Annotated in this window: 21 protein-coding genes and 1 tRNA gene; 12 read left to right on the forward strand and 10 right to left on the reverse strand. The window is 70.4% G+C overall.

From position 1 onward, the window contains the following. Positions 1-198: 198 nt before the first annotated feature. On the forward strand, positions 199-1,188 hold the full coding sequence (locus tag ACFSZT_RS10505; RefSeq protein WP_377389771.1) for a glycoside hydrolase domain-containing protein: 990 nt from the start codon (positions 199-201) through the stop codon (positions 1,186-1,188). Between the two features lie 66 nt (positions 1,189-1,254). Here the strand turns inward: ACFSZT_RS10505 and ACFSZT_RS10510 are convergent, their stop codons facing one another. Continuing rightward, entirely contained in the window at positions 1,255-2,751 is a 1,497-nt protein-coding gene (locus ACFSZT_RS10510; protein ID WP_377389773.1) for a S10 family peptidase, read from the reverse strand. Between the two features lie 74 nt (positions 2,752-2,825). Here ACFSZT_RS10510 and ACFSZT_RS10515 point away from each other — a divergent pair, with 74 nt between their 5' ends. The 5 genes from ACFSZT_RS10515 (at position 2,826) to ACFSZT_RS10535 (ending at position 6,983) form a co-directional block, all read left to right on the forward strand. Continuing rightward, positions 2,826-3,965 (forward strand): macrolide family glycosyltransferase, encoded by a 1,140-nt coding sequence (locus ACFSZT_RS10515; RefSeq protein WP_377389775.1) that lies wholly within the window; start codon positions 2,826-2,828, stop codon positions 3,963-3,965. 38 nt (positions 3,966-4,003) lie between these two features. Next, the gene (locus tag ACFSZT_RS10520; RefSeq protein WP_377389777.1) at positions 4,004-4,711 is read left to right on the forward strand and encodes a uracil-DNA glycosylase; all 708 of its coding nucleotides are present in this window, start codon (positions 4,004-4,006) and stop codon (positions 4,709-4,711) included. An 82-nt stretch (positions 4,712-4,793) separates the two neighbouring features. Beyond that, complete coding sequence (locus ACFSZT_RS10525) at positions 4,794-6,116, forward strand: NAD(P)/FAD-dependent oxidoreductase (protein ID WP_377389779.1); 1,323 nt, start codon at positions 4,794-4,796, stop codon at positions 6,114-6,116. Positions 6,117-6,141: 25 nt separating this feature from the next. After that, a tRNA-Leu gene (locus tag ACFSZT_RS10530) sits at positions 6,142-6,218 on the forward strand. 186 nt (positions 6,219-6,404) lie between these two features. After that, positions 6,405-6,983 (forward strand): dihydrofolate reductase family protein, encoded by a 579-nt coding sequence (locus ACFSZT_RS10535; protein ID WP_377389781.1) that lies wholly within the window; start codon positions 6,405-6,407, stop codon positions 6,981-6,983. Positions 6,984-7,015: 32 nt separating this feature from the next. On the opposite strand, the gene ACFSZT_RS10540 is transcribed toward ACFSZT_RS10535, so the two are convergent. Both ACFSZT_RS10540 and ACFSZT_RS10545 read right to left on the reverse strand, forming a co-directional pair. After that, entirely contained in the window at positions 7,016-7,579 is a 564-nt protein-coding gene (locus ACFSZT_RS10540; RefSeq protein ID WP_377389783.1) for a dihydrofolate reductase family protein, read from the reverse strand. Between the two features lie 126 nt (positions 7,580-7,705). Then, positions 7,706-8,164 carry a nitroreductase/quinone reductase family protein gene (locus tag ACFSZT_RS10545; RefSeq protein ID WP_377389785.1) on the reverse strand — a complete coding sequence of 153 codons (459 nt, stop codon included), beginning with the start codon at positions 8,162-8,164 and terminating at the stop codon, positions 7,706-7,708. Between the two features lie 65 nt (positions 8,165-8,229). Between ACFSZT_RS10545 and ACFSZT_RS10550 the strand changes: the two genes are divergently transcribed. Further along, entirely contained in the window at positions 8,230-8,886 is a 657-nt protein-coding gene (locus ACFSZT_RS10550) for a TetR/AcrR family transcriptional regulator (protein WP_377389787.1), read from the forward strand. Positions 8,887-8,898: 12 nt separating this feature from the next. On the opposite strand, the gene ACFSZT_RS10555 is transcribed toward ACFSZT_RS10550, so the two are convergent. The 3 genes from ACFSZT_RS10555 to ACFSZT_RS10565 are packed head-to-tail and all read right to left on the reverse strand — an operon-like array spanning position 8,899 to position 11,827. After that, positions 8,899-9,705, reverse strand: a complete 807-nt coding sequence (locus ACFSZT_RS10555; RefSeq protein WP_377389789.1) for an ABC transporter ATP-binding protein — start codon at positions 9,703-9,705, stop codon at positions 8,899-8,901. After that, on the reverse strand, positions 9,702-10,781 hold the full coding sequence (locus tag ACFSZT_RS10560; RefSeq protein ID WP_377478231.1) for a FecCD family ABC transporter permease: 1,080 nt from the start codon (positions 10,779-10,781) through the stop codon (positions 9,702-9,704). The genes ACFSZT_RS10555 and ACFSZT_RS10560 overlap by 4 nt, the downstream gene beginning before the upstream one ends. Beyond that, a complete protein-coding gene (locus tag ACFSZT_RS10565) occupies positions 10,778-11,827 on the reverse strand; it encodes a FecCD family ABC transporter permease (RefSeq protein WP_377389795.1) in 1,050 nt (349 codons plus the stop codon). The genes ACFSZT_RS10560 and ACFSZT_RS10565 overlap by 4 nt, the downstream gene beginning before the upstream one ends. Before the next feature lie 105 nt (positions 11,828-11,932). Between ACFSZT_RS10565 and ACFSZT_RS10570 the strand changes: the two genes are divergently transcribed. Further along, positions 11,933-12,925: an ABC transporter substrate-binding protein gene (locus ACFSZT_RS10570; protein WP_377389797.1), complete on the forward strand. Its 993-nt coding sequence runs from the start codon at positions 11,933-11,935 to the stop codon at positions 12,923-12,925. A 148-nt stretch (positions 12,926-13,073) separates the two neighbouring features. Here the strand turns inward: ACFSZT_RS10570 and ACFSZT_RS10575 are convergent, their stop codons facing one another. From ACFSZT_RS10575 to ACFSZT_RS10590, 4 genes are all read right to left on the reverse strand, one after another. Next, on the reverse strand, positions 13,074-13,442 hold the full coding sequence (locus ACFSZT_RS10575) for a hypothetical protein (protein WP_377389799.1): 369 nt from the start codon (positions 13,440-13,442) through the stop codon (positions 13,074-13,076). Positions 13,443-13,814: 372 nt separating this feature from the next. Then, complete coding sequence (locus ACFSZT_RS10580) at positions 13,815-14,771, reverse strand: LysR family transcriptional regulator (protein WP_377389801.1); 957 nt, start codon at positions 14,769-14,771, stop codon at positions 13,815-13,817. A 57-nt stretch (positions 14,772-14,828) separates the two neighbouring features. Beyond that, positions 14,829-15,230, reverse strand: coding sequence for an ATP-binding protein (locus ACFSZT_RS10585; RefSeq protein ID WP_377389803.1), 402 nt, complete (start codon positions 15,228-15,230; stop codon positions 14,829-14,831). Next, a complete protein-coding gene (locus ACFSZT_RS10590; RefSeq protein ID WP_377389867.1) occupies positions 15,223-15,597 on the reverse strand; it encodes an STAS domain-containing protein in 375 nt (124 codons plus the stop codon). The genes ACFSZT_RS10585 and ACFSZT_RS10590 overlap by 8 nt, the downstream gene beginning before the upstream one ends. 159 nt (positions 15,598-15,756) lie before the next feature. Here ACFSZT_RS10590 and ACFSZT_RS10595 point away from each other — a divergent pair, with 159 nt between their 5' ends. From ACFSZT_RS10595 to ACFSZT_RS10610, 4 genes are read left to right on the forward strand one after another with little or no spacing between them, the layout of a single operon-like run. Further along, the gene (locus ACFSZT_RS10595; RefSeq protein ID WP_377389805.1) at positions 15,757-16,623 is read left to right on the forward strand and encodes an STAS domain-containing protein; all 867 of its coding nucleotides are present in this window, start codon (positions 15,757-15,759) and stop codon (positions 16,621-16,623) included. Continuing rightward, positions 16,620-16,982, forward strand: a complete 363-nt coding sequence (locus ACFSZT_RS10600; RefSeq protein WP_377389807.1) for an STAS domain-containing protein — start codon at positions 16,620-16,622, stop codon at positions 16,980-16,982. The genes ACFSZT_RS10595 and ACFSZT_RS10600 overlap by 4 nt, the downstream gene beginning before the upstream one ends. Then, the gene (locus tag ACFSZT_RS10605) at positions 16,979-17,401 is read left to right on the forward strand and encodes an anti-sigma regulatory factor (RefSeq protein WP_377389809.1); all 423 of its coding nucleotides are present in this window, start codon (positions 16,979-16,981) and stop codon (positions 17,399-17,401) included. The genes ACFSZT_RS10600 and ACFSZT_RS10605 overlap by 4 nt, the downstream gene beginning before the upstream one ends. Next, positions 17,398-18,408 (forward strand): ATP-binding protein, encoded by a 1,011-nt coding sequence (locus ACFSZT_RS10610; protein ID WP_377389811.1) that lies wholly within the window; start codon positions 17,398-17,400, stop codon positions 18,406-18,408. The genes ACFSZT_RS10605 and ACFSZT_RS10610 overlap by 4 nt, the downstream gene beginning before the upstream one ends. Positions 18,409-18,418: the final 10 nt, after the last annotated feature.

The following is an 18,418-nucleotide window of genomic DNA, read 5'->3' on the forward strand; positions in this document are numbered from 1 at the left end:
GCCGATGACTGTCCACACCAGACAGTCCCGGGTCGGACACATTTCCGGCCCCGGACAAGGGCGTCGACGCTAGACTCGCCGGCGTGCTCGGTCGCGTCGACGAGTCACGGAGGCGAGCGAGGATGTGGTCCGTACCTGGCGCGGCCGGTGTCGCCGGTGGCCGCGCGGGGCAGCCGCGACCGGCGGCGTGGAGCTGACATGGCCGACGAATGGTGGGCCGACTACTCGGACGGCACGCTCTCGGCGGCCGCGCTCAAGCGACACGGCTATGCCGGCGTCATCCGCTATGTGACCGCGCCCAGCCTCATGAACCCGCCGGGGCGGCTGCGGAAACACACCACGCGCGCCGAGTTCGACGAGCACCGCCGGGCCGGCCTCGGGCAGTTGCTCGTCTACCAGGACGACACCACCGACGCCGACGGCGGCTACGACACCGGCGTCCGCAACGCACGCCGTGCGCAAGCCGGCGCCGATCACCTCGGCTATCGCGGCCTCGTCTTCTTCACCAACGACCGCCCGTCGCTGCCGGACCCGGCCACCTGGCGCGCGTATCTGGACGGCGCGGCCTCCGTGCTCGGCCGCGGCCGGGTCGGCGCCTACGGGTTCGGCAACGCGATGGACGCCGCGAAGGGGCACGCGTCCCTGTTCTGGCAAGCCGGCCGGCGCGCCGACGTCCGCCCGCACGTGCACATCTGGCAGGACAACAATCACCAGCCCGTCGTCACCGACGGCGGCCGCCGCGTCACCACCGATCGCAACCTGATCCTCAAGCCGCTCCCGGGCATCGGGGACGGCCGGGCCCCGAGTGACGCGCTCGCGATTCTCACCGGAGGTACGGACATGCTCGAGCTACCCGCAGGCGGCGGCGAGGACTGGAGCCGCATCGAGTCCATCCCGATGCCGTCGATCCTGCGCGCACACGACCTGGTGATCGCGCCGGCGTACAACCGGGCCGTCGTCGTCCGCGGGCTGAACACCTGGAACAACCAGGACGCCCCGCTGGCGGGCCCGGACGTGCGTAACCCGGGCGGCCAGGGCGACCTCCTCGCGCGCAACGGGTGGGACGAATTCACCGTGTGGGAGCACGCCGGCAAGTCCTTCGTGGTGCCCGCGGGGGTGGCGAAGATCGACTTCGCGTACTGGTCCGACGCGCCGTTTCGCATCGCGATCTCGCCGCGACTCATCTGATCTGATCCCGCGCTGGGACGATGCGGGTGTGGGACGTCCCCTGGCCCGCCCCACACCCACCGCCCGCTAGCGGTTGGAGCTGCGCCGGACGAACTCGGCGAGATCCTTCGACTGCTGCACGCGGGAGGGCTCGTGGACGTACATCATGTGGCCGGCCGGGTAGTACGCGGTCTCCACATTGGACCGCAACTCGTCCGGGATCTGCAGCCTGGCGATGACGTGCTCGGCCGCGTAGTACGGGGTCGCGCCGTCGTAGTGGCCGAGCGCGACGTGGACCCTCAGGTGCGGGTTGGCCCGCATCGCCGAGCTCAGCGAGTCCACCACCGACACCGCGCGTCCCTCGAAGTCCGAGTAGGACCATGCCCGGTTGACGTCGATGGACAGGATCTCGTACGGCAGGTCGTTGACGTACTCGAGTTCCGCGCGCACGTAGTGGTTGAACGCGGCCGCGTAGGCGCCCATGATGCGCGAGACGGACGCGTCGTCGCTCATGTGCTCGCGCCCGCCGTCCGGTTCCCAGGTGGTGAACCGCCCGTCCATCCGGCCCGTCGCGAGGCCCTGCTCGCGCAGCAGTTCGGTGAAGAACCGCACGTGCTCGATCCGCAGGTTCACCCGGTCCACATAGGACTCGGATAGGCCGGTGAGCCGAGCCAGCCTGCGCACGATGTCGGAACGCTCCGAGGCGCTCAGCCGCGCGCCCCGCTGCAGGGCCCACGGCAGGTCCCGGGAGGCGAACTCCTCCGCCTCGCGCAGCACGTCCTCGAGCTTTCGCTTGCCGTGCTTTCCGTGGTAGTGCGCGATCGCCGCGTAGGTGGGCACGAAAAGCGTGTACGGCAGGTCGTTGCCCTCGGTGAAGCGGATGGTGCCCATGTCCAGGACGGAGGAGATGAGCAGCAGCCCGTTGAGATAGAGGCCGTGCCGCTCCTGCAGGTGCGCGGCCAGGGCGGCGGCCCGCAGGGTCCCGTAGGACTCGCCCGCGACGAACTTCGGCGAGAGCCAGCGCTGGTTGCGCGACGTCCACAGCCGGATCACCTCGCCGACCGACTCCACGTCGGGCGTGAAGCCGTGGTACTCCTGCGGCTTCTCCCCGTTCGTGGGCCGCGAGTAGCCCGTGGACACCGGGTCGATGAACACCAGGTCGCTGTGGGCGAGCAGGGTCTCCGGATTGTCGGCGAGCCGGTACGGGGGCGGTTCGGGGTCGTTGACGTCACCCGAAATCACCCGGCGCGGCCCGAGCACGCCGAGGTGCAGCCAGATGCTGGACGACCCGGGGCCGCCGTTGAACGCGAAGGTCACCGGGCGCGTCGTCGGGTCGGCGCCGTCGAGCGTGTACGCCGTGACGTACACTTCGGCCTTGGGCTTGTACCCGTCGAACTTGCCGTCGGTGATGACTTCCTTGCGCAGGACGATTCGCCCGGTCTGGGCGGTGTAGTCCAGTTTGCGGCGCTTGACCGTCAGCGTGTGACGGGTGGTCACCAGGTCGTCGGTCGGCTCGACGGCGCCCGCCTTGGCCGTCGGCTCGGCGGTGTCGGTTTCCGTGGCTTCATCGGTCGTGTCTGGCATGGCTCCAACCTATGCGAGCCGGTGCGGAAAGAAATTCACTGTGTGGGAAAAGAGCGGGCTGTGAGACTGACGCCATGCACCTCGTCATGGCCGGTGTCACCGCTCCCAGCCACGTCTACCCCGGCCTGGGGCTCATCGCCGAACTCGTCGCCCGGGGGCATCGGGTCAGCTACGTCGTCGGCCATCGCCTCGCCGGGCTCGTCGCCAGGACCGGCGCCGAGCCCGTCTGCCACGACTCGGTGATGCCGCAGGCCGACGAGCATTGGACGGATGACCCGGGAGCGGCGATGCAGGTGTTCCTCGACGACGCGATGACCGCGCTGCCCGTCATCCGCGGCCTCCCGAAGCCCGACGCCGTGCTCTACGACATCGGCGGATTCGCCGGACGCGTCGCCGCGCACCACTGGGGCGTGCCGGCGATCCAGCTGTCCACCGCGTACGTGGCGTGGGAGGGCATCGAACAGGACCGGGCCGAGTTCAACGCCGCGCTCGAGGCGTCCCCGACCGGCAGCCGCTACTTCGCGACGCTGCGCCGGTGGCTCGCCGACAACGGCATGGACGTCGACGCCGACGAGTTCCTCGGCACACCGCCGTCATGCGTGGTGCTGATTCCGCGTGTCCTGCAGCCGAACGCCGACCGGGTCGACCCGCGCTACGTCTTCGCGGGCCCGTGCATCGACTCGGCCCGCCGCACGGGGTGGACGCCGGAGCCCGGCGACGACCGCCCGCTGGTGTACGTGGCGCTGGGCACCGCCTACACCGACCGGCGGGACATCTATCGCGCCTGCCTCGACGGGCTGGCCGGGGACCACCGGATCGTGCTCGCCACGGGCAAGGTCGATCCCGCCGAGCTCGGGCCTCTTCCGGACGGCGTGATCGCCGATCGCACCCAGCCGCAACTGGACGTGCTCGAGCACGCGTCGGTGTTCGTCAGCCACGCCGGGATGGGTAGCGCGGCGGAGTCGCTGTGGTTCGGCGTGCCGACCGTCCTGCTGCCGCAGGCCGTCGACCAGACCGACAACGCCGACACGCTCGAGCGGATCGGCGCCGGAGTGCGCCCGGCGGAACCGCTGGATGCCGCGAACCTGCGGGCGGCCGTCGAGACCGCGCTCGGCAAGGCGGACCGGGCGCGCGAGCTGCGCGACGAGGTCCGGGCCCACGGCGGCACCGAGGTCGCCGCGAGCGCTGTCGAACTCCTGTGCCCGAATCCGTGACAAGCCGTGGACCCGGTCGCCGGTCACAATGACTCACCATGACGGACGTGAGGTGTTCGCTGGCCGAACTCGACCAGGCCGTGAGCGAGTGCCGTGCCTGCCCCCGGTTGGTGGAGTGGCGGGAGCAGGTCGCGCGGACCAAGCGCGCCGCCTACGCCTCGGAGACCTACTGGGGCCGGCCGGTGCCGGGCTTCGGCCCGGCCGACGCCTCGCTGGCCGTGGTCGGGCTCGCTCCCGCGGCACACGGCGGCAACCGCACGGGCCGCATGTTCACCGGTGACCGCTCCGGAGACGTGCTGTTCCAGGCTCTCTACGACGTCGGCCTCGCCTCGCAGCCGGAGTCGGTGAGCCGCGACGACGGGCTGCGGCTCTTCGGCACCCGCATCACGGCACCGGTGCACTGCGCACCGCCCGCCAACCGGCCGACGCCCGCCGAGCGGGACACGTGCAGCGGGTGGCTGGCACAGGAGCTCGACCTGCTGCGACCGACCCTGCGGGCGGTGGTCGTGCTCGGCGGGTTCGGCTGGCAGGCGCTGCTGCCGGTGCTGGCGCAGGCGGGCTGGCAGGTGCCGCGGCCGCGGCCCCGCTTCGGCCACGGCGCCCATGTCGTCCTGCCCGGGCCGTCCGACCTGCATCTGCTCGGCTGCTATCACGTCTCGCAGCAGAACACGTTCACGGGCAGGCTGACCCCCGCGATGCTCCGTGAGGTCTTCGGCCGGGCCGCGTCGCTCGCCGGGCTCGACTGAATCGTTTGCGTAACGCGGCGACGCTGGTCACAGCAAGGAGGCCCCGTGAGCGTCGCGAGCCCGACGGTGAGAACATGAACACATGGCAGTCAAGTCGGAACCGACGAGGATCCTCGTCCTCGGCGGCGGATACGTCGGCCTCTACACGGCACTGGGCCTCCAGAAGAAGCTCCGCGCCAACGAGGCGTCCGTGACGGTCGTGGATCCGCAGCCGCACATGACCTACCAGCCGTTCCTCCCGGAGGCGGCTGCCGGGTCGATCGAACCCCGGCACGTGGTGGTGCCGTTGCGCCGGGTCCTCCGACGCTGCCACGTGCTCACGGCGCGCGTCAACAAGATCGAGCACGAGCGCAAGACCGTGACCGTCGAAGCCGCCGACGGCCACATCGAGCAGCTCGGGTACGACGTGCTCGTCGTCGCGCTCGGTTCGGTCGCACGGCTGCTGCCGATCCCGGGCCTGGCCGAGGAGGGCATCGCCTTCAAGACGATCGGCGAGGCCATCTACCTGCGCAACCACGTCCTCACCAAGCTGGACGAGGCCGCCAGCACCCTCGACCCCGACCTGCGCAAGCGGTTGCTGACGTTCACCGTCGTCGGCGGTGGGTTCGCCGGTATCGAGGCGCTCGCCGAGCTCGAGGACATGACGCGCTTCGCAACGCGCTACTACGAGAACATCGAGCCGGAGGACATCCGGTGGGTGCTCGTCGAGGCGGCGGGCCGGATCCTGCCCGAGGTGCGCGACACCCTCGGCGTGTGGACGGTCGAGCAGCTCGAGAAGCGCGGCATCGAGGTGTACCTGTCGACGGCTGCCAAGTCGTTCGAGAACGGCCACGTGGTGCTTTCCGACGGCACCGAGTTCGACAGCGACACGATCATCTGGACCGCCGGCGTCAAGGCCAACCCGGTGCTCGCCCAGTCCGACCTGCCCGTGGACAAGCGCGGCCGGCTCCAGGCGACCGCGGGTCTGCAGGTGGTCGGCCACCCCGACGTGTGGACCGCGGGCGACGTCGCGGCCGTGCCGGACCTGTCGAAGACCGAGAAGGACCCGACCGCCACCTGCCCGCCCAACGCCCAGCACGCGGTGCGCCAGGCGAGGCACCTGGCGAAGAACATCATCCGCGTTCTGCGTGGCGGCCAGCCGGTGGACTACTACCACAAGAACGTGGGTTCGGTCGCCAGCCTGGGCCTGCACAAGGGCGTCGCGGACACCTTCAACATCAAGGTCAAGGGCTTCGCCGCGTGGGTCATGCACCGCGCCTACCACGTCAAGGCCATGCCGACCTTCAACCGCAAGGTCCGTATCCTGCTCGACTGGATGCTCGGTGGCGTGCTGCGGCGTGAGGTCGTCTCCCTCGGGCAGATCAACAACCCGAAGGAAGAGTTCGCGAGGGCGTCCAAGTCGTGAGCCTGCGGGGGCATAAGCTTCACATGCCCCCGTAGCCCAATTGGCAGAGGCAGTCGACTTAAAATCGATCAAGTGCGGGTTCGAGTCCCGTCGGGGGCACCATCCGCACCGAGCTCCGACTGATGGGTCGTCTACGCAGGTAGGCCGCCGTTCATGGCCGGGACCGTGGCTGCGACTTTTCGCGCCTGCTGATTTCTCCCGCGGTGGTTGTCGAATCGCGTCGAGTCCGTTCGACGCCTGGGTGAGAGACCGGAAAACGTCCGGTCGCCCGCGATCGAGGAGACGACCATGACCGCCACCTACACCTTCGACGTCTTTTCCAGCCTCGACGGCTTCGGCGCCGCCAGCGGTGGCTGGACCGGCTACTGGGGCAAGCAAGGCCCCGAGCTGCTGGAGCACCGCCTCGCCGTGTACGACCAGCAGCAGCGGATGGTCTTCGGGGCCAACACGTACCGGGCGTTCGCGGGGATGCTGGCGTCGAGTACGGAGGACTCCGACGTGCGGGATCCATGGGTCACCCGGATGAGGAACCTGCCGGCGACGGTGGTGTCGACGACGCTGCAGGGGCCGCTCGACTGGCCGGACGCGACGGTCGTGAGCGGCGACGCCGTCGATGTCGTCGCACGGCTGAAGGAGGAGTCCGAGGTGCCGTTGCGCTCGCACGGCAGCCTGTCGATGAACCGGGCGCTGATGGCGGCCGGCCTCGTCGACCGCGTTCAGGTGACGCTGTTCCCGGTGATCACCGGGCGGACCGGGGTGGACCCGGTCTTCCGGGGAGCGGCCGACTTCGACCTCGAGCTGATCGAGAGCCGGACGCTCGACGGCCACATCCAGGAGCTCAGCTACCGGCCCGCCCTGCATGCCTGAGGCGAGCCGGCTCCGCGCCACAAGCGTTCCGGCTAGCGCGCCACGCGGTAGCGGAGATAGACGACCTTCGAGCTGAAGGTCCGGGTGTCGGCGAGTTCGAGATCCACCCGGCGCTCGCGCTGGGGAAAGAACGGAATGCCACCGCCCACCAGCACCGGGTAGACCCTCGCCCGGTATTCGTCGATCAGATCCGACGCGGCCGCCTCGGCGGCGAGCGTCGCGCCGCCGATCGCGATGTCGCCATCCCCCGGCTCGGCTCGCAGCCGCTCGATCTCCTCCGCCAGGCCGCCGGCGGCCAGGCGGGTCTTGCCCTGCACCTCCGACAGGGTCGTCGAGAACACGACCTTGGGCAGCGCCTTCCAGATCGCGGCGAACTCGAGCTTCGAGTCGTCGAGGGACTGATCGTGCTCAGCGGTCTCCCAGTACACCATCGTCTCGTACAGCCGCCGGCCCATGAGGTGGACGCCGACCTGTCGTACCTCGTCGATCCAGGAGCGGAAGACCTCCTCGCTGGGCACCGTCCAGTCGAAGCTGCCGTCCGGCCCGACGATGTAGCCGTCGAGTGAGACGTTCATCGAATAGGTCACGCTGCGCATGAGAAGCCTCCCGGGGTACGCGTTCGACAGTACGACCGCCGGAACTCGCGGGACTCATCGCGGCCGCGGGATCCCTGGGCCTGCCGGATCTTCGCGGACACGCCGGCCGCGACCCGATGGGTCGGATCACTCCCGCGGCATCACCCGGAACACCGGAAACGCGGGCGCCACGCGCTCGAACTCGGCGAGCGCAGCGTTCCGGTCCACCGGCACGTGTGCTCGGGCGTTGGGCGCCCGGCGCAGATACGCCCGCAGCACGGGCGCCCGGTGCTCCGGCGGCACCGCGGCCAGGCGCACCTGCTCGCGCCTGCCGTGGCGCAGCGTCACCTCGCCGTGCGCGGCGCGCACGTTCCGGACCCAGTTCGTGTTCTCGCCGAGCATCGCCACGAGGTAGCGCTCGTTGCCGAGCGTCGTCATGACCAGCGGTAGCGCGACGGTCCTTCCCGAGCGCCGGCCCGTCACCTCGAGGGTGACGAGGTAGTTCGGGGCGATGCCGAGCGCGTAGAGCGCCCCGGTGCCTCGGTCGAGCACGCGCGCCACCCGGTTGGGGCGTGCGTCGCGGTAGTACCACGTCTTCAGGCTCATGGCGGCCTCCCTCACCTCGTCCTGTACAGCGTACAGGAGTACTGTACGGTGTACAGTAGCTGCCGATGAACCAACGCCCGGACACCGCCGAGCGCGCAGCTCTCACACCTCGCGTGGTGGTGGAGGCAGCGCTCGCACTCGCCGACGCGGAAGGGCTCGCAGCGGTCACGATCCGCAGGCTGGCGAAGGACCTCGGTGTCACCCCCATGGCTCTCTACTGGCACTTCCGCAACAAGGACCAGCTCCTGGACGGCATGGTCGAGCGCATCTGCGAGAAGATCGACCTCACTGCGGACCCGTCCAGGCCCTGGGCCGCCCAGCTGCGGGCACTTCTCGCTTCGATGCTCGGAGTGCTCCGCTCGCACCCTGCCACCGCGCCGCTGTTCTCCACACACAGCACGGCCTCCGAGGCGAATCTGCGCATGACCGAGGTCCTGCTCGACATCCTGCGACGCGGCGGGTTCTCCCCGGCGGAGGCCACCCAGGTCGCCCGGCACGCGCTGACCACCCTCACCGGCCTCGTCGGCGCGGTCCCCGGGACGACCACGCCCGACGACGAGCGCGCCCGGCAGCTCCTGGAGTCACTGCCGCCCGAGCAGTACCCACGGCTGGTGGAGGCCGCCGGACCGCTCAGCGTCTGCGAGGACCCGGACGGCTACTTCGCGTTCGGCCTCGACCTGCTGCTCGCCGGCATCGAGGCGATGGCGCGGCGCGACCGCTGACCGCCCGCGCCCTCAGGAGACCGTCGCCCGCACGTGGGCACTGATCGGGATGACGAGCGGCGTCCCGGCGACCGGGTCGGGCAGCACTTTCGCGTCCAGGTCGAACACCTCGGACAGCAGCTCCTCGGTCAGCACATCGCCCGGTTCGCCCTGCGCCACGATGCGACCGTCCCGCATGGCGACGAGCGTGTCGGCGTAGCGGGCGGCCAGGTTGAGGTCGTGCAGCACCATCACCACCGTCGTGCCGCGCTCGGTGTGCAGGCGGTGTACCAGGTCCAGCACGTCGACCTGGTGCGCGAGGTCGAGGTAGGTGATCGGCTCGTCCAGCAGGAGCAGCGACGTGTCCTGGGCCAGTGTCATCGAGATCCACGCCCGCTGTCGCTGCCCGCCGGAGAGCTCGTCCACCACGCGGTCGGCGTGGACGTCCATCCCGGTGAGCGCCAGCGCCCTGGACACGGCCTCCTCATCGGCCGACGACCACTGCCGGTACCAGCGCTGATGTGGCTGCCTGCCCCGGGCCACGAGGTCCGCCACCGTCAGTCCCTCCGGCGCGCTCGGCGACTGCGGCAGCAGGCCGAGCACCTTCGCGACCTCCCGGGTGGGCAGCCGGTCGATGCGCTTGCCGTCGAGCAGCACCGAGCCGCCGCTCGGGCGCAGCAACCGGCCGAGTGCCCGCAGCAGCGTCGACTTGCCGCAGCCGTTCGGTCCGATGACGACGGTGACGGAGCCGTCGGCGACTTCGAGATCGAGGTCCTCGACCACCAGCCGCTCGCCGTAGCCGAGCCGGACACCGTCGGCCCGCAACCGCGTTTCGGTCACGTGCGTGCCTCCTTACGAGATCGCACGAACAGGAAGATCAGATACGGCGCGCCGAGGATGGCGGTGAGCACCCCGACCGGGAGATCGGGTAGCACCAGTCGCGTGGCCAGATCGGCGGAGACGGTCAGGAGCGCACCCAGCACCATCGAGCCCACGATGGGCGGCTGCGGCGTGCGCGCGAGCCGCAGCGCGATCTGCGGAGTCGCCAGCGCGACGAACGTGATCGGCCCGGCGGCGGCCGTCGCGACCGCCGCGAGTGCCGCCGCCAGCAGCAACAGCGTCCCGCGGGCCGCGTCGACCCGGATGCCGAGGCCGCGCGCGGTGTCGTCGCCGAACTGCAGCCCGCCGAGTGTGTGGACGCAGACGAGCGTCGCCGGGACCAGCACGGCGAGCGCGGCCGCGACCGGCCCGATCGACTCCCACCCGACGTCGGCGAGGTTGCCCACGATCCACGTGGTCGCGCGGGTGGCGTCGTCCACGTCGCCGAGCGTCAGCAGCCAGTAGACGACGTTGTAGCCGATCGCGGAGAGCCCGATGCCGACCAGGACCATCCGGTAGCCGTCGAGGCCGCGCCGCCACGACAGCGCGTACAGCAGCAGCCCAGCGAACAGGCCGCCCGCCAGCCCCGCGAGCGGCACGCCGAGTTCGGCCACGATGCCGCTGACCTGGCCCCGCGAGCCGCCCACGGTGATCAGTGCGACGGCACCGACCCCGGCGCCCCAGGTGATGCCGAGGATGTCCGGGCTGGCGAGCGGGTTGCGCGCGATGGTCTGGAAGATCGCGCCGGCCAGACCGAACGCGGCACCCACGAGGATGCCGGCGAGTGTGCGGGGCAGCCGCAGGTCGAAGATGATGCCGGTCTCGCGCCGGTCCCCGCCACCGAGCAGGGTGCGCAGCACGTCGAGCACCTCGATGTGCGAGCTGCCCCGGCCGATGTTCAGCGCCGCGACGAGCACGAGCAGCAGCAGGCCGATCAGCGGGACGAGCACCACCTGGGGCCGGAACGTCCACGTCAGCCCGCCGAGGCGCACCTGTTTGCGCCCGGGGACGGCCTCGACGTCACGCAACGCCCTCATATCCGTGCCACGCCCTTCCTCCGCACCAGATGGATGAACGCGGGCGCGCCGATGACGGCGAGCATGATGCCGACCTCGAGGCTGTCGTCGGAGACCAGCCTGCCGAGCACGTCGGCCGCGAGCACCAGGATCGCGCCGAGCAGTCCCGCGAACGGAACCAGCCACCGGTAGTCGGGACCGGTGACGGCGCGGGCCAGGTGCGGCACGATGAGGCCGACGAAGGCGATCGGCCCGCACGCCGCGACCGCCGTGCCGACCAGCAAGGTGATGGCCAGCACGCCGAGCACGCGCGTGCGCCGCACGTTGCGGCCGAGCGCCGTCGCCATGTCCTCGCCGAGCGCGAGGGTGTTCAGCCCCGGTGTGTTCACCAGCGCCAGCACCAGCCCCGCGAGCACGAACGGCGCCATCTGGCCCGCCACGGCGAAATCCCGGCCCGCGATGGAGCCGACGTGCCAGAACCGGTAGGTCTCCATGCCCTGCCGGTCGCCGAGCACGATCGCCGAGATCAGCCCGTAGAGCAGGGCGCTGACCGCCGCGCCCGCCAGCGCGAGCGTCACCGGTGTCGAGCCGCGGCTGCCGACCGTGCCGAGCAGGAACACCACCACCGCGGCGACGAGCGCCCCCGCGAAGCCGAACCAGACGTAGGAGGTCAGCGCTCCCACGTCGAACACGACCACGGCGATCACGACGCCCAGCGCCGCTCCCTGGTTGACCCCGAGCAGGCCGGGATCGGCGATCGGGTTGCGCGTGTGCCCCTGCATCAGCGCACCGCCGACGCCCAGTGCGAGTCCGGCGAGGATGCCGATGACGGTGCGTGGCGCGCGCAGGGACCGCACGACGATGTCGTCCTCGCTGCCCGTGGGGTCGGTGATCGCCCGCCAGACGGCCTCGAGCGGCACCGGGTGAGCGCCGTAGGCCAGGCTCGCCACCGCGGCCACCGCCGCGCCCAAAGCCAGGACCGTCAGCCCGAGCAGCCGCCGCCTGCGATGCCGCCTCGACGAGCGATCACGCACGGCGTCCGGCCGTGCCGCGAGACTCGCGCCCATCTCCGCTCCTGTAATCCTCGCGACAAGCCTTCCGGTACGCCGGGCCGGTCGTTTATGGTCCGAGGCCTTCGTTAGGAAAGCCTAACCGAAACCGAAAGGTGAGCGATGATCCGCCTGTCCCGACCTTGGCGCGTGGCCCTCGCGGCCGCGGCGGTCGCGTGTTTCACCCTCACCGGGTGCTCGCCCAGTGGCGAGGAGCCCGCCGACACCGCCGCACAGCAGGGCGGCTTTCCCCGCACCGTCTCCCATGCGATGGGTGAAACGACGGTGGAGCGCAAACCGGCGAGGGTTGCCGCATTGGATTCCAGCTACGTCGACGCGGCGCTCGCACTCGAGACCGAGGTCGTCGCGTACACCAAGTACCCGTCGTCGGACGGGCTGCCCGGCTACCTCGGCGACGACGCGCGTTTCGCGAAGGGCGGCAGGGTCGTCGGTGAGCTGTCCAGCCCGGATGTCGAGGCGCTCTACGACGCGGCGCCGGACCTGATCGTCTCGGCCAGGATCCGGCACGAGTCGATCTACCGCGAACTGTCCAATGTGGCCCCGACGGTGTTCAGCGAGACGACGGGCGCCACATGGAAGGACAACATCCGCCTGCTCGCCAAGGCGCTCGGCAAGGAGCGGCTCGCCGAGGAGAAGATCGGCGCCTACGAGCGGCGGGCCAAAGCGATCGGCGAGGCGATCCGGGCCAAGCACGGCCGGATGCCCACGTACTCGCTGGTGCGGTTCATCGAGGGCGAGCCGACGGTGCGCCTCTACACCAGCAACTCCTTCCCCGGCATCGTCATGTCGGACGTGGGCCTGCAGCGGCCGCAGGGCCAGCCGGACTCGCAGGACGACATCGCCGTGGACCTCAGCCAGGAGCAGATCGGCAAGCTCGACGCCGACCGGGTGTTCGTCTCCTCCTACGCCGACGCCACCCAGCAGGCGGAGGACCCGCGGGCGATGTTCCAGTCCAACCCGTTGTGGGGCACGCTCAAGGGCGCGATCGGCGACGTCGACGACGAGACCTGGTACGTGTCGGTGAGCCTGCAGGGCGCTCACGCCATGCTCGACGACATCGCCCGGCAGTTCGGGGTGGACCCGGCCCGCGGCTGACGGTTCCGTGCCGAGGGGCCGGGACGACCGGCTCCTCGGCACGGTCGGTCACGCGGCCTGCACCGGGCCTGTTCGCGGCCCACGGGCACCACGACCCACCGCCCGGCCCCGTCGCCGGCCGAGCGCGTCAGGCGGAAACGGTCGCCCTTCAGCACTCGCTCTTCGGCAGATAGCCCTGTTCGCAGGCGTAGCGGCGTTGTTCCTCGCCGGAGGTGTCCTTGCGTCCCGCGCCCCCGGGGTCGAGGTAACCCTGGTACTCCTTGCAGTCCGGGTTGAACCTGCCCGCGTCGACCGCGCGCTGTCCGCATCCTGGCCCCGTGTCCGCTCGCGAGCCCGACCTGGACGCGGGCGCCGGTGACGGTGCCGAGGGCGCCCGGAACGACGTCGGCGAGGTGTCGGGCGACCGCACCGAGGTCGTCGCCGGCCCGCCGGGTACCGGCCCGGGGTCGTCGGTGCACGCGGTCACGGCGACGCCCAGCAATGTGGCCGCCAGCACGCGTGTGGCCCACGTCCTCATCCACCCATTGTTCATCCGGGGGATGTGGAAGGCAGAACCCCGGTACCCTTGGTCGCCACGGGAGGGCTCGCCTACCTTGGCGCCACCCGGACGGCCTACGCCGCCGTCCCCGGCGGCTGCGGTGTGCGATGTCGGCGTGCGCGCAGCTCGGCAGGCGATTCGTCGGTGCACGGGCCCGGCACAGCTGACGTCCCGGACATGACGGGTCGGCAGCCGCACCCCCAGCCGAGCGACTGCCGACCCGAGCTTGCAGGAGCGACACAGCGCCGAGCCGAGGCCGGTGATCGTCACGGCCGCTCAGCGTGGGTCAGAGCCTGCCAGAGCTTCGCGTAGGCAATCAATACGGCATTGTTAATGACTGGATTAGCGATGCTAATCGTGGCTGGTGGCAGGCGTCAGAGCCAGGACGGCCGCCTCGGCGAAGGCGCGAATCGCCGGGTTCTCGGCTGTGGCCGACCACACGGGAACGAGCGCCATCGGCGGCATGTCCCGCACGGGCACGGCCGCGAGACCGGGGAACGGTATGTGCTCGAGCAACGTCGCGACCGTGAGGTGCAGCCCGTGCCCCCGGGCCACGAGCGTGAGGACGTCGTCCGCGGTCAGCTCGTCATGGTGGGTCATCGCGACGACGTCGTCCGCGGTGAGTCTGAGCCGCTTGCCGCTCGGGGTGACGCTCGGCGTCCACAGCTCACGCTGCCACTGCGGTGCCGCGTTCGACGGGTTGATGAGGACGTAGTCGACGAGGTCCTCCAGCGATACCGACTCGTACGCCGCCAGTGGATGGTCGGCGGGCACCAGGACCGCGCGCGGAACCTCCGCCAGCACCGGGCCGACGACCAGCCGCGGAGACGCGACGGCGGCGCCGTCTCCGCCCGGTGACCAGGACAGCGCGATGTCGGTGTCGCCCTCGAGCAACGTCGGCTCGAGATCGATCTTCCTCGACGGGAACAGCGTGTGCAGGTAGACGCGGCATTCCGGGTGTCCGGCCTCGAAGGTCCGGACGATGCGCGTGACGAGGTCGTTGCCGATGCTCGGCAGGTAGGCGATCGACAGCCGGCCGGTGACGTTCCGCGCGGCCGCGCGGGTGTCCCGCAGAGCCCGGCGCAACTCGTCATAGCCCCGCTGGGCGCCCTCCCGGAAGCGCGCGCCGAGTGGCGTCAGGCGCACCTGGCGGTTGGTGCGCTCGAACAGCGAACCGCCGACCTCGGTCTCGAGCGCCCGGATGGTCTGGCTGACCCGGCCCTGCGTGAGGCGCAGCCGCGCCGCGGCACGGCCGAAGTGGAGCTCCTCGGCCAGCGCGAGGAACACCTCGACTTCGCGCAGTTCCACCCGCATGCCCCTTTGCAGTTCCGCTACCAGGGACCTTTACATATCAGACCGGGCGCCTCACCGGCGAAGTTCGGCCCACACCACTTTGCCCGGACCCGTCGGGACGTCCTGCACACCCCAGTCGTCGGCCATCGCGGCGACGAGCACCATGCCGCGCCCGGTGGGCTCGTGGGGCTCGGGGTCACGCACGACCGGATGGCGCGCCGCGGTGTCGGCGACCTCGATGCGCAGCCGCTCGTGGTTTTCCAGCATTCGCATCGAGAACGGTGGCCTGCCGTGCACGACCGCGTTGGTGACCAGCTCGGTCACCAGCAGCAGGAAGCACTGTCTCGTGCTGCTTGCGACCGAGCCGAGCACTTCGTCGGCGGCATGCCTGGCGTCGGTGGGCGTGCGGGGGTGCACCCGCAGCGGCATGTCCAGGACGAGGGTGTCGGTCCGCGAGCGGCCCTGGTCAGTCATCCGGCTCATCGTCAGCGGCACGGTGGATGTCGAACAACGGAACCAGACCCGCGATCTGCAGCACCCGGTAGGCGAACCGGTCCACGTTGACGAGCCGAACGGCTCCTCCGCGTTCGTTCACAGTCCTGTGTGCCCTGACGAGGGCGCTGATACACGCCGAATCGAAAAAAGACAGTCTCGAGAAATCGATCACCAATCGGCGCGCTCCCGCTGAGAAGAGCTTGTCGAGTGCCGCGTCCAGTTCCGGGGCGATGCCGTGATCGACCTCACCGGTGAGCGTGACGTGTCCTTCGTTGTCGCTGATGAGCTCAGCCCGTACCACTGTGGGAGCCGCGGCCGCGCCGGGTCGCTCCTCACTGTCTGTCATCGTCTGTATCTCCCGGTACCGCACTCGGGGTATGCGGTTGCGTTTGTACCTTCCCTGGAGGTCCGCCATGCTGTGGCTTAAGTTTGCCAGGGCGCACCATGATCCTCAGTGCGAACGACGGACCGCAGCGCCAAGCACGTCTCTTGGAGGGCTTCACGCATGACCGCCGGCACAGGCGACCAGGCTCGCGAGCGGCTGACCGAGTTCCTGGAGCACAACCGGGAAGAGATCGAACGGGTGTGGTCGGCGGCGCCCGTTTTCGCCGCGCGCCGCGGCGGCGACCCCGGCGAGGAGTCCGCGGAGCTCCTCGCGGGCATCCGGCAGGTGATCGCCACCGGGGCCGAGGAGGACCCCTCCGCGGAGGCCTTCAGCGCGGTGCGGTCGGTCCTCGGTTCGATGGCCGAGCGCTCGGCCGGTGGCCCGTCCGGCAGCACCAGGCCCGATGTGACGGAGCTCAAGGGACCGTTGCTGCGCCTGTGGAACGAGCAGGGCCTCGACGCCGGCGTCGCGCAGTCCGGTGCGTTGATCCTCAACAACGCGCTCAACACACTGCGCATCGCGCTGCTGGAGATCGAGCTGTCGGTCAACGCCGACACCATCATGAACCAGCAGGCACAGCTCACCGAGCTGTCGACGCCCGTCATCAAGCTCTGGGACGGCATCCTGGCGATCCCGCTCATCGGCACGCTGGACAGCACGCGTGGGCAGGTCGCGACGGAAAGCCTGCTCGAGGCCATCGTCAAGCAGCAGGCGCAGGTCGCGATCCTCGACATCACCGGTGTCACGGCCGTGGACACGCTCGTGGCCCAGCACCTGCTGAAGACCGCCGTCGCGGCCCGGCTGATGGGTGCCGAGTGCATCATCAGCGGCATCCGGCCGCAGATCGCGCAGACGATGGTGCAGCTCGGCATCGACCTCGGCGAGGTCGCGACGCGAGCCACCCTCGCGGACGCGTTCGCCCAGGCGCTGCGCACGATCGGCATGTCCATCACGCCCGACGACTCCAGGGCTGGTAACCGGCGATGAGTACGACCTCCGTCATCCCGCTCGGCGACGTCCTCCTCGTGACGATCCAGGGCGAACTGACCGACCACGACGCGATGGGCCTGCAGGAGGACGTCACGACGGGCGTCGCCGACAGCGGGGCTCGGGGCGTGCTCATCGACGTGTCCGGACTGGACATCGTCGACTCGTTCCTGGCAAGGACACTGCACGACCTGGCGGGCGCCACAGGTCTGCTCGCGGCCAGAACGGTCGTCGTGGGGATGCGACCGGAAGTGGCGATCACCCTCGTGGAGCTCGGACTCACCTTGCCCGGCCTCGAGACTGCTCTGACCGTGGCCGATGGTCTGGCCAAGCTGGGCGGCTCCGCGAGGATCACATGACGAACGTTCCCACCGTGCAGGAAGTCCCGATCCGCGAGGAGATCGATATCGTGCACGTGCGGCAAGCGGTGAGGGACGTTGCCGTGTCGCTGGGTTTTTCGCTTGTCGAACAGACGAAAATGGTGACGGCCGCGAGCGAGCTCGCCCGCAACACGCAGGTCCACGGTCGCGGAGGCACGGCCCGGATCAGGGTGGAACGCCACACCGACGCGACCACGTTGCGGCTGGTCTTCGATGACGACGGTCCCGGTATCGTCGACGTCGAACAGGCACTCACCGACGGCTACAGCAGTGCGGGTGGCCTCGGTCTCGGTCTGAGCGGCGCGCGCAGGCTGGCCGACGAGTTCGACCTGCACACCGTGCCGGGAGAGGGGACGACGGTGTCGGTCGGGTTCAGGGCACGTAAGCCGGTGCCGTGATCAGTGCCGCGCTCGCAGTGAACCTGCCGGTGCATGTCGGCAAGGCTCGCTCGATGGCGACCACGGCCGCCCGGGAAGCCGGGCTGCCTGCCAAGGCGGTCGACCGTGTCTCCATCGCGGCGTCCGAGCTGGCCAGCAACCTCGTGAAGTACGCATGCGAGGGCCTGCTCGCGGTGGTGGCAAGCCCACGGGGATTCGATCTCCTCGCCACCGATCGCGGTCCGGGCCTGCGCCGCCCGGAGGAAGCCCTGCGCGACGGCTATTCGACGTCGGGCAGTCTCGGGACCGGCCTCGGTGGCGTGCGGCGGCTGGCCGACGAGTTCGACCTGTACTCGCGTTACGGCGAGGGCACGACGGTGCTCGCCCGCTGGGTTCCGGAGACCCTGCCGGAGACGCTGCCTGTCCTGGGCCTGCACATCGGCGCGGCGGTGTTCACCGCGCCGGGCGAAACCGTCAGCGGCGATGCGTGGACCGTGGTGCGGTCCGAAGGGCTGGTCACCTTCGTTGTCGCCGACGGACTCGGGCACGGTCCGGACGCCGCGGCGGCCAGCGCCGCGGCGGTGTCGCACGTCGCGGCGATGCCGGCCGCGCCTCCGGCGGCACTGCTCGAGGCGATGGACGCCGACCGCGCGGCCGCCCGCGGCTCGGCGGTGGCGATCGCACAGTTCGACCTCGCCCGCAACCGGTTGTGGTTCTCCGGCGTCGGCAACATCGCGGCGCGGCTGTATTCGGCGACCGGTTCCCACGAGACATTGGTGTCCGTACCGGGCATAGTGGGGAGGAGGCAGCGACGCGGACGGCGTGCCGATCCATTGATGCGTTCGTGGTCCGAAGAAAGCCGGCTGATCATGCACACCGATGGCGTCTCCGAACGATGGAACGCGGCTGACCTGCACGACGCTTTCGGCCACGACGCCGCTACGGTGGCGGGGTGGCTGCTCGGGCAACACTGCCGTCGCCGCGACGACGCGTGTGTGCTCGTGGTGGGCGGAGGTGATACCCGGTGAGCCTGGAGCA

It is taken from the genome of Prauserella oleivorans (genome assembly GCF_042685745.1).
In the GTDB taxonomy this organism is placed as follows: Bacteria; Actinomycetota; Actinomycetes; order Mycobacteriales; family Pseudonocardiaceae; genus Prauserella_A; species Prauserella_A oleivorans.

Coding starts and splice junctions, on each gene's coding strand:
- ACFSZT_RS10505 (WP_377389771.1), top strand. CDS start 199: ATGGCCGACGAATGGTGGGCCGACTACTCGGACGGCACGCTCTCGGCG.
- ACFSZT_RS10510 (WP_377389773.1), bottom strand. CDS start 2,751: ATGCCAGACACGACCGATGAAGCCACGGAAACCGACACCGCCGAGCCG.
- ACFSZT_RS10515 (WP_377389775.1), top strand. CDS start 2,826: ATGCACCTCGTCATGGCCGGTGTCACCGCTCCCAGCCACGTCTACCCC.
- ACFSZT_RS10520 (WP_377389777.1), top strand. CDS start 4,004: ATGACGGACGTGAGGTGTTCGCTGGCCGAACTCGACCAGGCCGTGAGC.
- ACFSZT_RS10525 (WP_377389779.1), top strand. CDS start 4,794: ATGGCAGTCAAGTCGGAACCGACGAGGATCCTCGTCCTCGGCGGCGGA.
- ACFSZT_RS10535 (WP_377389781.1), top strand. CDS start 6,405: ATGACCGCCACCTACACCTTCGACGTCTTTTCCAGCCTCGACGGCTTC.
- ACFSZT_RS10540 (WP_377389783.1), bottom strand. CDS start 7,579: ATGCGCAGCGTGACCTATTCGATGAACGTCTCACTCGACGGCTACATC.
- ACFSZT_RS10545 (WP_377389785.1), bottom strand. CDS start 8,164: ATGAGCCTGAAGACGTGGTACTACCGCGACGCACGCCCCAACCGGGTG.
- ACFSZT_RS10550 (WP_377389787.1), top strand. CDS start 8,230: ATGAACCAACGCCCGGACACCGCCGAGCGCGCAGCTCTCACACCTCGC.
- ACFSZT_RS10560 (WP_377478231.1), bottom strand. CDS start 10,781: ATGAGGGCGTTGCGTGACGTCGAGGCCGTCCCCGGGCGCAAACAGGTG.
- ACFSZT_RS10565 (WP_377389795.1), bottom strand. CDS start 11,827: ATGGGCGCGAGTCTCGCGGCACGGCCGGACGCCGTGCGTGATCGCTCG.
- ACFSZT_RS10570 (WP_377389797.1), top strand. CDS start 11,933: ATGATCCGCCTGTCCCGACCTTGGCGCGTGGCCCTCGCGGCCGCGGCG.
- ACFSZT_RS10575 (WP_377389799.1), bottom strand. CDS start 13,442: ATGAGGACGTGGGCCACACGCGTGCTGGCGGCCACATTGCTGGGCGTC.
- ACFSZT_RS10585 (WP_377389803.1), bottom strand. CDS start 15,230: ATGACTGACCAGGGCCGCTCGCGGACCGACACCCTCGTCCTGGACATG.
- ACFSZT_RS10590 (WP_377389867.1), bottom strand. CDS start 15,597: ATGACAGACAGTGAGGAGCGACCCGGCGCGGCCGCGGCTCCCACAGTG.
- ACFSZT_RS10595 (WP_377389805.1), top strand. CDS start 15,757: ATGACCGCCGGCACAGGCGACCAGGCTCGCGAGCGGCTGACCGAGTTC.
- ACFSZT_RS10600 (WP_377389807.1), top strand. CDS start 16,620: ATGAGTACGACCTCCGTCATCCCGCTCGGCGACGTCCTCCTCGTGACG.
- ACFSZT_RS10605 (WP_377389809.1), top strand. CDS start 16,979: ATGACGAACGTTCCCACCGTGCAGGAAGTCCCGATCCGCGAGGAGATC.